Here is a 14,652-nt window from a genome sequence, read left to right on the forward strand (position 1 = left end):
TATTTGTCAAACTAGCATATAAACCTAAAGCCTTCATTTTATTGTTTGTATATGAAAGAAGATTCTGTTGATTGGGAACCAGTATTATCTAAACTAATTGCTTATGCTTATTCTTTGCTAAATAATCTTGAGAAAGATGACAAAGGTGAGGTTGCCAAGGATCTTGCCGTTGATGCAATAACTAAACATTTGGAAAATCCAAGTAAATTTGATCCTAAAAGGAATCCAAACTTTATTTGGTATCTTAAATATAACATATTGAGAAGCTTGGTTTATAACCATAATAATTCCAGTAGGGTTAAGTTGGAAAATCATTCTATTCTGTTCAAAGATAACAATGACGCTCCTGAGCGTTACTATTGTGAGAATATGAATATTGATGAAAATATTGATGCCAATATATTATTGAAAGAAATTAAATTATTGATCAAAGATGATAAATCATTAATTTCAATTTTTGAAAAACGATATTTTGAAGGGAAGAAAAAATCAGAGATTTGTGAGGAATTAGAAATCTCTCCAGATGAATATAACAATAGACTTAAAAGTCTAAAAAGAGTCTCTAAAAAACATCTGATTACTATTATCTAATAGACTAATTATGGAAAATTTAAATAGTGAGGTGATATACCTGAAATTTAAACACGACATGGCTGAAGTGGTAAGTTCATCAGCTAATTCTGCCAAAAATTTCCTTATTGAGGAAGGATTAGACTACGATAGTTTAATCAATTCAGCATTAAGTCAAATTAAGGAAAAAACTAAAAAGGTAAATAAGAATGCAGACCTATCAAAAGGGCAACTGTATTTTAGAAGAGTAGTGTTAGCTGGAGAGATAGCTAAACAGCTGCATGGAGAAATAACTTTTGGACATGTGAAATTTCAAAAGTTAATGTTTTTAAGCGAAAAAATTTGTAAATACAATTTAAAACATAGATACCTTAAACAAGCTGCAGGACCGATGGATAATAAGTTTATGCATAGTATTGATAGGGAGTTCAAAAAGCAAAAATGGTTTGAAGTAAAAAGGGTTGGTGCGCACAATAAATTTGTCTATAATCCTTTACCCGGTTTGAAAAAGCAAGAAAATTTTTATAAATCTTATTATTCAACTAATCACCACAAAATTCAGTGGCTTATAGACTCATTTAGAAGCTCAAGGACTCATAAAGTTGAACTGGTAGCTACTTTATTTGCATGTTGGGAAGATTTAAAGGATGAAAATGTTATTATTAATGAAAATACATTGACAAACAAACTATATCAATGGTCAAAGGAAAAGAGTAAATATAGAAGTGAAGAAATTCAAGGCGCTATTAAGTGGATGGAGGAAAACAACCTTAAACCAGAATCCCTTTACTAAAATTTATTTGAAATGTGTTCAAACTTTATTAAACAAAAATCTAAAATAAGTTCAAACTTTATTAAACAAGTGTTCAAACTTTATTGTTGAACCCTAAAATATAGAGGAGTCAATCAGATTGACTCCTTTTTTTGTGTTTTGAAATTACTGAAGATAGTGTAGCCGAGATTCCATATTTGTAGGCAGGAAATGGATTTTCATTACTTAGAAATCTGAGAAAACCGTTAAGCTGATGTTTATTCTCTCACTTGATTTAAAAATTTTATTTCAAAATCCTACCGTCTTCCATCACAATAGTTCTATGGGTATTTTTTGCGAAATTTTGGTCGTGGGTTACTATGAGTAAGGCTTTATTGAAAGTATTGACCAATTCATTAAAAATATCAAATACAATTTCTGTATTTTTACTATCTAAATTTCCTGTTGGTTCATCGCACATTAAAATAAGTGGGTCGTTAATCATAGCTCTAGCAATCGCCACTCTTTGTTTTTCCCCACCCGAAATTTGATAAGCCATTTTCTTTGCTAGTTTTTCTATCCCTAACTTTTTTAAAAGATCATAGGCATTATTTTCTAATAGCTCCTCAGAGAATTTATTCAATTTGAAACCCGGAAGCATGACATTTTTCAATACACTAAACTCATTAAGTAGGTAATGAAATTGAAACACAAAGCCAATCCTCTCATTTCTTACCAAGGCCAATTGTTTTTCCGTTTTGCCCGACATCAATTCATTGTCTATTATTAGTTCACCGGTATAATCTGAATCCATTGTAGAGAGAATATAGAGCAAGGTTGATTTTCCGCAGCCAGACTTACCTGTTACTGATACAAACTCGCCCCTTTTGATGTTAAAAGATATATCCTTTAAAACATCAATTTTTACAGGATCGTAAAATGATTTAAATATTGATTTGGCTTCTAAGGCAATTTTATTTACCATTTTATTTTCCTCTTATGATTTCCACAGGATCCACCCTACTTGCCTTTTGTGATGGAAACAAACCTGCTAAATAGGTAGTAGCCACCGCAAAAACAACGGCTATGGTATAATATTGTATTCCATAATCAACAGGATAAGTGTTGATAGTTGGCAGAGCCGAAGAATCAAAAGGAATATTATCTATCATCACCGAAAAAAGAAGGCCTAAAAAAACACCCGCTATTGCCCCTGTAACGCCAATACTTAATGAAATCGCAATAAATATTTTCTTAACATCCGCCCCTGAGAATCCTGTGGCTTTGAGAATAGCAATCGTATCCATTTTCTCATAAATCATCATATTGAGAATATTGTAGATACCAAAGCCCGCAACAATTAAAAGGACTATGCCTACTGCAAATTAAATTATGGTTCTTGCACTGCTACCAGTCTCAAACTGGGCATTCGCTGTTTGTATATCTTCTGCATCGACCCTAAAAATCTGCTTGTACTCTTTGGCTATAAATGGCGCCTCTCTTATTTTATGAAGCTTAATTTGAATATCAGTAATATAGGTGGATGGCTTGCCTAATAATTTCTGACAGGTGGCCAAACTAGCATAGCTCTGTACTTTATCTAATTCGGCAATTCCAGACTGAAAAAAGCCTACCACCTTTAATGAAAATTGCTCCCCATTCACAGTCGTCACTTGAATGAGGTCCCCTTTATTTGCTAGCATTTTTTCTGCAACTCCCTTACCTATAATTATACTATTTGATTGATTTTTTAAGTCCATATAGTTGCCATTAATTACATAATCTTCGAAATTGAAAAGCAATGCCTCTTGTACAACATCTACCCCGTTAATATTGCCGTTGAGCTCTACATTTCCCAAATTGTAAAATGCCTGAGCAGTTAATTTGGGAGCAACACCCAAAACCCTAGTGTCAGTGCTTAATCTTTTTAGGATATTTTCCACATTGTAAATTTCCTTTCGTGCAATGGATGGTTTTACAGAGGTGATAAAATTATGGTAGCTTTTGTAGGTCGGATCTAAATCAATAGGCTGTTGGTCGGATGGTCGTATATCATTATATAACCTAATGTGAGGGGTTCGGTTTAATACCAAACCATCTAAAAGCGCATTTAACCCTTCCATAAATCCCAAGAGAGAAACAAAAAATGCCACACTAAAAGTAACACCAATTGCAGCCACCATCGTTTGCTTTGACCTAGCCGACATCAGGGCTCTTGCTATTTCAAAAATGTGCTTAACTTTCATTCTTTTGGCATTCTAATTTCAGTATGCTCATCAATACCGCTAAGTATCTCGGTAAGGGTAAAATCCTTTAAGCCGATTTCTACTTCTTGAACAGAGCCATCTTCCAACATTACAAAGGATTCATTTATCAAATAGCTTGTGGGGATAGTTAATATATCCTTCTTACTATTGATAACAATATTCGCTTCTAAAGTAAGGTTCGGATATAGAACATCTGGTTCCTTAGAAAAAATAGCTCCCACTTTAAAAGATCTGGTTCGTTCATCCATCATTGGATAAATAAAACTAACCTGAGCCTCAAAAATATGCCCTTGGTAACTATCCATTCTGATGAGCACTTTTTGACCCTTTCGGATTTTTACAATATCAAATTCATCAACATTAAACTCAATAAGAAATTTTTCCTGTCCAACAACTGCCAATGGGTTCATTGAATTAGCCAGTTCACCTTGTTTTGCGTTAATTTTATAAACAAAGCCATCCAATTCACTTTTAATAGTTAAATCTTTCTCCGCAGATTGCGCTATTTTTAGATTGTTTTTGCTTTGAACAGAAGATAATTTTAATTGACGGTTGAGGTCTTCATAAGTAACTTGTGCTTTTTTTAAATTTACTTTGGCATTTTCAAAACTTAACTCTCTTTGCTCTAGCTCAATCTTTGAACCTATATTTTGCTGCCATAATGTTTTCTGTCTTACAAATAAAAGTGAATCATTAATAACTTTTTTGTGTGCCAACTCAATTGCATTTTGAGCCTCTAAAAGTTTTTCTTTATTCCGTTTATAATCATTTGAAAAAGCAGAAATTCGGGCATTATCTGTAGATAATTTAGCACTGCTATTTTCTATTTGAAAAAGGGGTTCGCCTTTTCTCACAAAATCACCTTCTCTTACAAAAATCTCTTCAATTTTACCGTTAAATTGAGTGAATACTTCATATTGATTTACGCTTTTCAGGATACCAGAAGCATAAACACTTTCGGTAATGTCAGATTTTTTTGGTGTTATCGTTTCAGAATTATTATTACATCCTGTTAAAACCAATAAACCAATTAATAGCGGTCGTATGAGCTCCTTTTTCATTTTCAATACTTAAACTGACATCATTATATTTAACGTTTCATGGCTATTATAGGGCTGGTATTTTTAGAAATGAATTTTCTAAAAATACCAGCTTACATTCATTATTTAGCCGATTTACAAAGTACTTAAGCCCTGCTTATTAGTCTTTGCTATTAAAAACCGTTCTTTCTTATCATCACTTGTTTTTATTCTCTTAAAAACTTTTACAAGCTCAAACCAAATTACTGAGATAAAACCAATCAATACACTTAGTAGTAATTGCTTTAGATTCAAGCTTTCGAATTCAAAAAAGCTTGTAAATGGATTTACATAAAGCATCAATCCGACAAGGAATATTGTTATAAAAATAATATACAAAACCATATTGTTCTTGTACTTCAAGGTTTTCAAAATGGAAAAATAAAAAGAGCGATTTATAAGCGTTAGAAAAATATTGGCAGTGATCAAGACAGTGAAAGTCATGGTACGAACAAGTGCTTCATTATATCCATTAAACACGGAATATTGGTAAACAAACAATGTTCCTGCAGTTATAAACAAGCCTTGAATAATACTTATAGAAAGTTCTCTCCAATTGAAAAATGTTGAGCTAAGCGGCTTAGGTTTCTGAAGCATGGTATTTTCCTCCATTGGTTCATTTTCATAAATGATGGAGCAAGTCGGCCCCATTATTAATTCTAAAAATATAATATGAATTGGTGAAAAAATATGAGGATAAGCCCAACCAAAAGCTAATGGGACAAAAACAGTCAAAATTATGGGGATATGAATGGATATGATGTATTGAATTGCTTTTTTAAGATTAGCATAAATCTTTCTCCCCATAGCAATAGCTTTAACCATTTTAGACAAATCATCTTCCAATAGAATCAATGATGCTGCTTGCTTTGCTATTTCAGTTCCTTTTTTACCCATAGCAATACCAATATGTGCAGCTTTTAAAGCTGGTCCATCATTTACTCCATCGCCTGTCATGGCCACTATTTGATTATTGGATTTTAAAGCATTGATTATTTTTAATTTGGCTTCAGGAAACATTCTGGTAAAAATGGTAGTCTCCCTAACACAACTTTTCATTTCTGCTTCTGATAATTCCATCAGCTCTTCTCCCGAAATTGTTTTATCATAATTTTGAAAGCCAATTTGTTTAGCAATAGAAGCAGTAGTAGCGGCATTATCTCCAGTAATGATTTTCACATGAATACCAGCAGAATAAAAATCTTCGAGCACTATGTTAATGTTCTTTTTTGGAGGGTCATAGAATGCAATTATTCCTTTAAGTTCAAAAGGTAAATCCTGTTGCTTTTCGGGATATTCCCCAACAGAAAAATCGGATACTCCTACCCCTAATACCCTGTAACCTTCTCTAGCTAAAAGTTGAATAGCCGAATGAATGTCTTTCTTCTCAGATTCAGAAAGATTAGAAATATTAATCAGCGCCTCGGGCGCCCCTTTAGCTGCTATAATTTTTTTATTTTGATTATCCGAAAAGACATGTGTCATCATGGGCGGTTTGCCTCCTAATGGATATTCGTGAATAAGTTTGAAATAGAGTCTTTTATCATTATTAGTTGAATCCGAATAGGCTTGGTGCAATGCCACCTCCATAGGGTCGAAAGGAATAGGCTCACTTGCCCACATGGCTAATTCAATTAATTCTTTTTCTTCCTCGTTTAACTTTTCATTAGGATCTACTATTTTATTGCTCTTTAATAAAAATAATTTAGCCAGACTCATTTTATTTTCTGTCAGCGTCCCTGTCTTATCTGTGCATATAACAGTAGCACTGCCTAGGGTCTCAACTGTTTTCATTTGCTTAACTACAATACCCGATTTCATTAAGCGCCAAGCACCTAAGGCCATGAATGTGGTGAAAGCCACAGGGATTTCTTCTGGTAAAATACTCATTGCCAAAGTAAGCGAATGGAGTAAACTACTCAATATATTTTGCGATTGCCAATAATTAATGACCCAGACCAATACAAAAACAATGGCACCGAAAATAGCCATCCATTTCACAAAATTTTTAATCTGTATTTCTAAGGGAGTTTTCTCTTCGCTTATACCTTCTAAACTTGTTCCAATTTTCCCTAATTTGGTTTCATTGCCAATTGCAGTAATTTTCGCAATTGCTAATCCACTGGCTACTGTAGTTCCACTGTAAACAAATTTATCTTCTTTATCTTTATCTTTAAAAACTGAAAGAGATTCTCCTGTGAGTATAGATTCATTTACTGAAAAATCATTTGAGTGGAGAATAGTGCCATCGGCAGTAATTGAGGTACCTTCCTCAACCATCAAACAGTCTCCCATAACAATATCTTCACTTTTTATTTCTTCAATTTTATCATTGCGGATAACTTTGCAATAAGGTTGAGAAAAATCTTTTAATTTATCTAAGGCATTTTTGCTTCTGGAATATTGATATAAAGAAATGGAAGTGATGAATAGAATGGCAACCACTAAAAACAAACCGTTTCCTGTCTCACCACTGATAAAATAGATAATGGAAGCAACCAATAATAATATGACCATTGGCTCCTTAGCAATGCGTTTCACAATATCTAGAATAGTATTTTCTTGTTTGTAGGTTAATTTATTTTGCCCAAATTTCTTCTTAGCAAGACTTACTTCTTTACTATTTAAACCTTTTATATTGAAATGATGCGCTGACATTCTTTTAGAAAGCTTTTAGTAATTCGGGGATACTATTACTGCCCAGAAAGCAGCGTAATTTAGTCTTCATCTTCGACTTCTGAATTTTCAAAAAGAATTGATGTATCATTAGATAACTCTGTGTGCCTTATTTGTCCACCCAAATAGCCGGTTCTTGCCACTAATCCGAAACTAATCAGGGATATCAATAAAATTACAAAAGCTATTTTTCTAGTGAGATTCGACTTTTTAAGTGTCATCAATATTCCCAAAATAGAGGCAACTCCAAGAACTATTAATGATACTAATGCAAAAACAGCAAAATCTTCATGTTGATCAATCATATTTTTAGCTACACCTTGTATATTTTCAGCAGTTTCTTCTGCCGCTTCACCTGTTAAAAAAGCAATGACGCCTCCTATTGCAGAAATTATAAAAACGTTATATGCAGCAATTTTTGTAGGGTTACTTTTTGTCCAAATTCCGTGTGCAAGAACGAATCCACCTAAAATTGAGCCAAAAACTGGAAGGTGATTTATTAATAGATGAATATGAGTTTGATCCATTGTTTTTATCTAAATATCGCCATGATATTTTTAGATAGCGATGATAATGGTCTTTTGGATTTATGATTTTTGTTGGGGTTTCTCTTTTACCCTTAAGCTTTGATTTAATGCAGATTATATTAGACTTTCATATAGAATAAGGTAAAAGTCAATTTTAAAAGCTGCCAATCAAAAGTGAAATTAAGAGATCTGTGGTTTAATTTGTATGTCCTCAATTTGCTCTATTTAAATAGCATGAGTTATTTGAAGTAAAATAGAATTTTTAGAAATAGAGCCCCGTTCCCGCCATGCCACGCATGCTCGTAAATTCACCTGCCCTATCCCTTCCCTTCAGCAATCTATCTCCCCAACGCTAACTTCCCTTTCACCAATTTATAAAGCTCACCACTCCAAATCACTAAAGAAGCCATGGCTACTAGGACTATAAACTCCAAGGCACTAACAGGTTGAAAGGCAAAGATCCTTTCAAAAAACGGTACTTCAATAATAATAATTTGTATTAAAATTGACACGAAAATGGCAATATTGATATATTTATTACTAAAAAAGCCAATATTGAAAATAGACTTTTTCAAAGAGCGCATATTGTATAGGTTGAATAATTGGGTAAAGGCCATGATAATAAAAACAGTAGTCCGTGCCTTTTCAATCCCTTCGGGCAAGTAATGAAAATAAACAATTAAAGAAAGTGATGTCATAATAACGGTCATGATCAGTATCAATGGCAATACAATTTTATTGAGTATCTTTTCTTTTTTATTTACTGGTTTTTCCTCCAAAACATCATTATGGCCTTTTTCAGTGGCTAAAGAGATATCACAAATACCATCTGTTACTAAATTGAGCCAGAGAATCTGTGTGGCAGTTAATGCCATAGGCAATCCCAAAAATATCAAAGTGACAAGCGTAGTGATTTCAGCAAAATTGGTAGTCACTAAAAAGAAACTGGTCTGACGAGCATTTGTAAATACTATCCGACCTTCTTCCACAGCGGCAACTATAGTGGCAAAATTATCATCTGCTAATACAACTTGCGCTGCATCTCTGGCTACATCAGTGCCCATTATTCCCATTGCTACACCTACATCCGCTCTTTTTAAAGCTGGGGCATCATTTACCCCATCTCCAGTCATTGCAATTAACTCGCCCATTGCTTGTAGTCTTTCTGCTATTTTAAGTTTGACGTTAGGTGTTAACCTTGCGAATACATTCACATTTTTAATAGCTTCATCAAATTCTAGATCATCCATTTGTAGCAACTGTTTTTCGCTTAATGCTAAGATTTCACTATTATCAGCTGAATCTATTATAGAAACCGATTTGGCTATTGCTATGGCTGTATTGATGTGGTCGCCCGTAGCCATAATTACTCTAATACCTGCCTTCTTGCAATTTTCAACTGCTTTCCTGGTATCGGGTCGTGGTGGGTCTATCATGCCTGTTATACCAGCAAAAACCAAATCACCCAAGTTTTGCTCATCTATTTTTTCCGTATTGGGATTTACTTTTTTATAAGCAAGACCAATTACCCGCATGGCATCTTCCGACCAAGATTCTATTTTATTGTGAAGAGCTTCACGGTCATGATCGCTAATTTTTACTTCCCCTTTTTCTGTTAAAATTTGAGTGGAAAGTTGTAGTATTTTTTCTGGGGCACCTACGATTAATAATTCTTTAATCTCACGATTAGCCAGTAAGGTCGCACGAATTTTATGTTTTGAGTTGAAGGGCAAGTCATCCAATTTTTGATTCTTATCTTCTTCCAATAAACTTAAGCCTGCTTTTCTTGACATACATAATAGTGCCCCTTCGGTAGGGTCTCCCATCAATTCATATTGATTTTTTTGGATGTTGTGCTTTATTTCTGAATTATTAGAAATGGCGGCTATTTTAATTATTCTTGATAAAATCTTATCATTATTAGGGTCTATGATTTTATTATTTTTCGTAAAATTACCAACAGGAGACCAGCCTTCTCCACTTACATGATAATCTGAATTGCCAAGCCCACCAATTTTTTTAACCGTCAACGTATTTTGGGTGAGAGTGCCCGTTTTATCCGTTATTATTGTTGTTACTGCTCCTAGAGTTTCCACGCTGGTGAAATCACGGATAATTGCATTTCTCTTGGCCATTCTTCTAGAACCAATCGCCAGAACAATAGCTAAAATGGCAGGCAATCCTTCTGGTATGGCGGCTACTAAAGCAGCCATGCTAACCAATATAATTTCATCCATTTCGTAATCGCCAGAAAAATAGCTAGCTAGGAATAATGAAATAGTACTCAGGATCGCAATAATCACCATTTGGCGAGCCAAAACATTGGTCTTTTTCTGGAAATTGGTCTTTTCTCTTTTAATACCACTTAAGGTTCGAGATATTTCCCCAATAGCAGTATTTAGTCCTATACTTGTCACCACAACTTTTGCATATCCTGATGCTACAAAAGTCCCTTTCCAAACCATATTCTTTCTATCTGCAATTACCGTCTCTACTGGAACAGCTTCGCAGTCTTTGCTAATTGGGATAGACTCACCCGTCAAGGAGGCTTCCATGCATTGTAGGTTTTTAGCTTCAATCAAACGACCATCAGCAGGTATACTCTCCCCCTCCTCCAATACAATAATATCACCCGGCACCAAATCACGTGAAGGAATCATGAAAGTAACTCCATTTCGAACTACTCTAGCCTTATGAACAACCATCTTTTTTAATGAATATATGGTTCTCTCCGCTTTCAATTCCTGAATGAAACCGATCATAGCATTGATTATAACTACTGCTATTATGACATAGGTATCCGTCTTATGTCCTGCAAAAAAAGCAATTAATGCTGCCACCAAGAGAATAATAAACATGAGACTTTTAAATTGCTTGAGCAGTATTTTCCACCAGGGCATAGCACTAATCTCTGGCAATTCATTCCAACCATGAAGGTTACGCAGTTCCTTTACATCCTCATCAGAAAGTCCATCCAATTTACATCCACACAAATTCAAGGTTTCCTCTATACTTAAGGCATGTGGGTTTAAAGCTTTATTTTTTTGAAAATTTCTAACCATGGACGGACCGTTTTGGAAGCTTAACTAGCTTCAAATTAATACTTATTTCTATCAATAGTGATGATAAAAATCAAGAGATCAGCTGATTAAAGTGTTGAAGAAATCCTATTGTAATTCGATAATATAATAAACCTAAACACATACCATCACTCAAAATGACGACAACTATCTTTCAATCCCTAAACAATTGTCATTCCTTTTAAAAAGTCAGATTTCTAAATTACACCTACTTAATCATGTTTTAATGCCTACTTAAATAACATAAAGATGTCAAATCCAGCATTTATATTATTTTTTGATGAAATAAACATAAAAGATATTGCCAAGGTGGGTGGTAAAAATTCCTCACTCGGGGAAATGTATAATCAGCTTACACCTAAAGGAATTGGCATCCCTAATGGATTTGCACTATCAGCCGATGCCTATCGCTTATTCTGCAAAGTCAACCAGCTTGAAAAACCACTACATGATTTATTACTTTCACTGGATACTAATAACTATTCAAACATAAAAGCTGTAGGTGAAAAAGCACGAAATTTAATAATGGAAGCTAAATTTCCACCAGAAATAATTGAAAGCTTAAATAAGGCCTACCAAAAACTTTCAACAGAATGTGGAATTGAAAACTTAGATGTTGCAGTTCGAAGTAGCGCTACAGCTGAAGATCTGCCTTCGGCTAGTTTTGCAGGTCGAATGGAATCTTTTCTGAATATCAGTGGTGAAAAGCAATTATTGGAAGCAGTTCATACTTGCTATGCTTCTTTATATACTGATCGCGCAATCAAATACCGTCATGAAATGGGATTTACTGAGCTTGATGTAGCTATTTCAGTAGGAATACAACAGATGGTTAGAAGTGATAAAGCCGCTTCAGGAGTAATATTTACCATTGACCCTGATAGCGGATTTAAGGAGGCCATTGTTATCAATAGCTGTTGGGGGCTGGGAGAAAATATAGTACAAGGTAGAGTCACTCCTGATGAATGGATCGTATTTAAGCCAACTCTCTCTGATAACCATTTAAACCCCATTTTAAAGAAGCATTGCGGTAAAAAGGAATATACAATGCGCTATGCTGAGCACTCAGAGAATGCATCAGCAGAAAAAACCATAATAAATATTGAAACCATAGAAGAGCAACAAAGGACATTTTCTTTATCCTCAAGAGAAGTAATTAAACTAGCCCAGTGGTCTTTTTTGATTGAGAAACATTATGGAAAAGCGATGGATATCGAATGGGCAAAAGATGGGTTGAATGACCAATTATATGTAGTACAGGCCAGACCTGAGACTGTACAAGGAAAAGAAAATAAAAAAATAAGGGAAATCTATTCGCTAAAAGATAAAAGTCAATTACTTGCTCAAGGTATTGCCCTTGGTGATAAAATAGCCTCTGGAAAAGCTCGAATTATACTAGACCCGAAGGATGGTGATCAATTACAACAAGGAGAAATATTAGTGACAGATATTACCAATCCTGATTGGGATCCAATACTGAAAAGGGCTTCTGCAATCATAACCAATAAAGGAGGGCGAACAAGCCATGCTGCAATTGTGGCTAGAGAACTTGGCACTATCGCAGTTATTGGGAGCGGAAATGCAACGGAGGCTATCAAAAATGGTCAGCTTGTGACCGTATCTTGTGCTTCTGGTAAAGGTCTGGTTTATGACGGCCTCCTAGAATGGGAGGTTTCTAAGCAGGATTTAAGTCAATTGGGCATGCCAAAAACAGCTCCAATGCTTATTCTTTCCGACCCTGAACGTGCTTTTGACCTTAGCCATTATCCTAATAAAGGGGTCGGCTTAATGCGCTTAGAATTCGCTATCAGCAATACCATACGAATTCATCCGCTGGCTTTAATAGACTATGAAAAAGTATTGGATAAAGAAATTAAGGCAGAAATTGATGAATTGACTAAAGGTTACGAAAGCCGTGAAAGCTATTTTGTGGATAAACTTTCAGAGGCAGTTGGCTTGGTGGCTGCTGCTTTCTATCCCAAAGATGTAATTATTCGCATGAGTGATTTTAAAAGTAATGAATATGCGAATTTGATAGGCGGAAAATACTTTGAACCGGAAGAAGAGAACCCCATGATAGGTTTAAGAGGTGCATCAAGGTATTACAGTAGTTTTTATAGAAAAGGCTTTGCATTGGAATGTGAAGCCATGAAAAAAGTTCGCACGGAAATGGGATTAAGTAATGTGAAGCTAATGATTCCATTTTGTAGGACGGTAGAGGAAGGAGAAATTGTGATTTCTGAAATGGAAATAAATGGTCTGAAGCAAAAGGAAAATGGACTGGAAATCTATGTTATGATAGAAATTCCCAGCAATGTGCTATTGGCAGATGAATTTGCTCAATTATTTGATGGTTTCTCTATAGGCTCCAATGATTTAACACAATTGACTTTGGGTCTTGACAGAGACTCTGAATTGGTAAGTTATTTATTTAAAGAAGAAAATCCTGCAGTAAAGGCACTCATTCGTGAAAGTATTCGTGCAGCAAAAAGGAATGGAATAAAAGTGGGTTTGTGCGGGCAAGCTCCTAGTGATATGCCTGATTTCGCCAAATTTTTGGTTGAAGAGGGTATTGACAGCATTGCCTTTAATCCGGATGCTCTAATTAAGGGCATTGAAAACATGCTTGAAGCTGAGAAACTTAAACCCATCTCTTTATGATAACTGTAGAAAAATACGGCATAATACTAAGCCCTACCGAAAATGAATTTGAAAATATGGGTGTATGCAATCCTGGTGTTTACCAAGATGGAAATACGGTACATATTTATTATCGAGCTGTTCAAGAGGGGAATTTTTCTACTATTGGTTATGCCAAAACCAATGAGCCATCTAAAATTATCGAAAGATACACTCAACCGCTTATTAAACGAGATTTTGAGTATGAGCAACATGGAGTTGAAGACGCTAGAATTGTTAAAATTGAAGATACCTATTATATGACCTATACCGCGTATGATGGGGTGAATGCATTGGGAGCATTAGCCATCTCGAAAGATCTTATTCACTTTGAAAAAAAGGGCCTAATTACTCCTCATATAAATTATCAAGATTATGTACGATTTATCCAACAGAGTGATCAGAGCAAGCTAAACCCCAAATACTATTATTTTTTCAACCTTTTTGCCGAGATAGGACTAGTCGATGATGAGTTCAGATACCTCAGAGATAAAGATATTGTATTATTCCCAAGAAAGATAAATGGAAAATTTGTAATGCTACACCGAGTCTGGCCCGGAATACAAGTTGTCTATTTTGAAGATTGGAAAGATTTAACGCCATCATTTTGGGAGCAGTATTTTAAAAACCTTACAGATTTTATTGTTATAGATCCCAAAGATGAATTTGAAGTAAACTATATAGGAGGAGGTGGTCCGCCTATTGAAACAGATGATGGATGGCTAATGATTTATCATGGTGTACAAGAATCTCCAACAGGAAAGATTTACCATGCCAAAGCCGCCTTGCTTCATATTGAAAAACCGGAAATTGAAATAGCTCGATTGCCCTATCCGCTTTTCTCTCCAACAAAAGATTGGGAGGTGGAAGGAGTTGTAAACAATGTCGTTTTCCCCACTGGTCATGCCCGATTTGGAAATCAGCTTTACCTCTACTATGGTGCGGCAGATAAGCATATTGCGGTGGCAAAACTGGATATAACTGATTTGCTGTGTGAGCTCAGAAAACAACCATAACCTAATA

Annotated in this window: 11 protein-coding genes; 4 read left to right on the plus strand and 7 right to left on the minus strand. The window is 34.9% G+C overall.

The genetic code is table 11. The features are described 5' to 3' along the window. The first annotated feature begins 51 nt into the window (after positions 1–51). A complete protein-coding gene (locus tag QYS49_RS02035) occupies positions 52–591 on the plus strand; it encodes an RNA polymerase sigma factor (RefSeq protein WP_308349964.1) in 540 nt (179 codons plus the stop codon). A gap of 10 nt (positions 592–601) precedes the next feature. Continuing rightward, positions 602–1,363, plus strand: a complete 762-nt coding sequence (locus tag QYS49_RS02040) for a hypothetical protein (protein WP_308349965.1) — start codon at positions 602–604, stop codon at positions 1,361–1,363. A 262-nt stretch (positions 1,364–1,625) separates the two neighbouring features. Here the strand turns inward: QYS49_RS02040 and QYS49_RS02045 are convergent, their stop codons facing one another. From QYS49_RS02045 to QYS49_RS02075, 7 genes are all read right to left on the minus strand, one after another. Continuing rightward, the gene (locus tag QYS49_RS02045; protein ID WP_308349966.1) at positions 1,626–2,306 is read right to left on the minus strand and encodes an ABC transporter ATP-binding protein; all 681 of its coding nucleotides are present in this window, start codon (positions 2,304–2,306) and stop codon (positions 1,626–1,628) included. Position 2,307: 1 nt separating this feature from the next. Beyond that, positions 2,308–2,694, minus strand: coding sequence for an ABC transporter permease (locus QYS49_RS02050; RefSeq protein WP_308351563.1), 387 nt, complete (start codon positions 2,692–2,694; stop codon positions 2,308–2,310). 12 nt (positions 2,695–2,706) lie between these two features. Then, complete coding sequence (locus tag QYS49_RS02055) at positions 2,707–3,567, minus strand: ABC transporter permease (RefSeq protein WP_308349967.1); 861 nt, start codon at positions 3,565–3,567, stop codon at positions 2,707–2,709. Further along, entirely contained in the window at positions 3,564–4,649 is a 1,086-nt protein-coding gene (locus tag QYS49_RS02060; RefSeq protein WP_308349968.1) for an efflux RND transporter periplasmic adaptor subunit, read from the minus strand. Before QYS49_RS02060 ends, QYS49_RS02055 begins: the two co-directional genes overlap by 4 nt. 114 nt (positions 4,650–4,763) lie before the next feature. Then, positions 4,764–7,325, minus strand: coding sequence for a cation-translocating P-type ATPase (locus tag QYS49_RS02065; RefSeq protein WP_308349969.1), 2,562 nt, complete (start codon positions 7,323–7,325; stop codon positions 4,764–4,766). Between the two features lie 59 nt (positions 7,326–7,384). Next, complete coding sequence (locus tag QYS49_RS02070; RefSeq protein ID WP_308349970.1) at positions 7,385–7,870, minus strand: DUF2231 domain-containing protein; 486 nt, start codon at positions 7,868–7,870, stop codon at positions 7,385–7,387. A 338-nt stretch (positions 7,871–8,208) separates the two neighbouring features. Next, complete coding sequence (locus QYS49_RS02075) at positions 8,209–10,932, minus strand: cation-translocating P-type ATPase (protein WP_308349971.1); 2,724 nt, start codon at positions 10,930–10,932, stop codon at positions 8,209–8,211. 267 nt (positions 10,933–11,199) lie between these two features. Between QYS49_RS02075 and ppsA the strand changes: the two genes are divergently transcribed. Together ppsA and QYS49_RS02085 are read left to right on the plus strand one after the other, a co-directional pair. Then, positions 11,200–13,611 carry a phosphoenolpyruvate synthase gene (gene ppsA / locus QYS49_RS02080; RefSeq protein WP_308349972.1) on the plus strand — a complete coding sequence of 804 codons (2,412 nt, stop codon included), beginning with the start codon at positions 11,200–11,202 and terminating at the stop codon, positions 13,609–13,611. Beyond that, entirely contained in the window at positions 13,608–14,645 is a 1,038-nt protein-coding gene (locus tag QYS49_RS02085; protein ID WP_308349973.1) for a glycoside hydrolase family 130 protein, read from the plus strand. The genes ppsA and QYS49_RS02085 overlap by 4 nt, the downstream gene beginning before the upstream one ends. Positions 14,646–14,652 lie beyond the last annotated feature (7 nt).

The sequence above is a fragment of the Marivirga salinae genome (assembly GCF_030503855.1).
In the GTDB taxonomy this organism is placed as follows: domain Bacteria; phylum Bacteroidota; class Bacteroidia; order Cytophagales; family Cyclobacteriaceae; genus Marivirga; species Marivirga salinarum.

Excerpts from the sequence above, each read along its gene's own strand:
- QYS49_RS02035 (WP_308349964.1), top strand. The coding sequence starts at position 52 with ATGAAAGAAGATTCTGTTGATTGGGAACCAGTATTATCTAAACTAATT.
- QYS49_RS02040 (WP_308349965.1), top strand. The coding sequence starts at position 602 with ATGGAAAATTTAAATAGTGAGGTGATATACCTGAAATTTAAACACGAC.
- QYS49_RS02045 (WP_308349966.1), bottom strand. The coding sequence starts at position 2,306 with ATGGTAAATAAAATTGCCTTAGAAGCCAAATCAATATTTAAATCATTT.
- QYS49_RS02055 (WP_308349967.1), bottom strand. The coding sequence starts at position 3,567 with ATGAAAGTTAAGCACATTTTTGAAATAGCAAGAGCCCTGATGTCGGCT.
- QYS49_RS02060 (WP_308349968.1), bottom strand. The coding sequence starts at position 4,649 with ATGAAAAAGGAGCTCATACGACCGCTATTAATTGGTTTATTGGTTTTA.
- QYS49_RS02065 (WP_308349969.1), bottom strand. The coding sequence starts at position 7,325 with ATGTCAGCGCATCATTTCAATATAAAAGGTTTAAATAGTAAAGAAGTA.
- QYS49_RS02070 (WP_308349970.1), bottom strand. The coding sequence starts at position 7,870 with ATGGATCAAACTCATATTCATCTATTAATAAATCACCTTCCAGTTTTT.
- QYS49_RS02075 (WP_308349971.1), bottom strand. The coding sequence starts at position 10,932 with ATGGTTAGAAATTTTCAAAAAAATAAAGCTTTAAACCCACATGCCTTA.
- ppsA (WP_308349972.1), top strand. The coding sequence starts at position 11,200 with ATGTCAAATCCAGCATTTATATTATTTTTTGATGAAATAAACATAAAA.
- QYS49_RS02085 (WP_308349973.1), top strand. The coding sequence starts at position 13,608 with ATGATAACTGTAGAAAAATACGGCATAATACTAAGCCCTACCGAAAAT.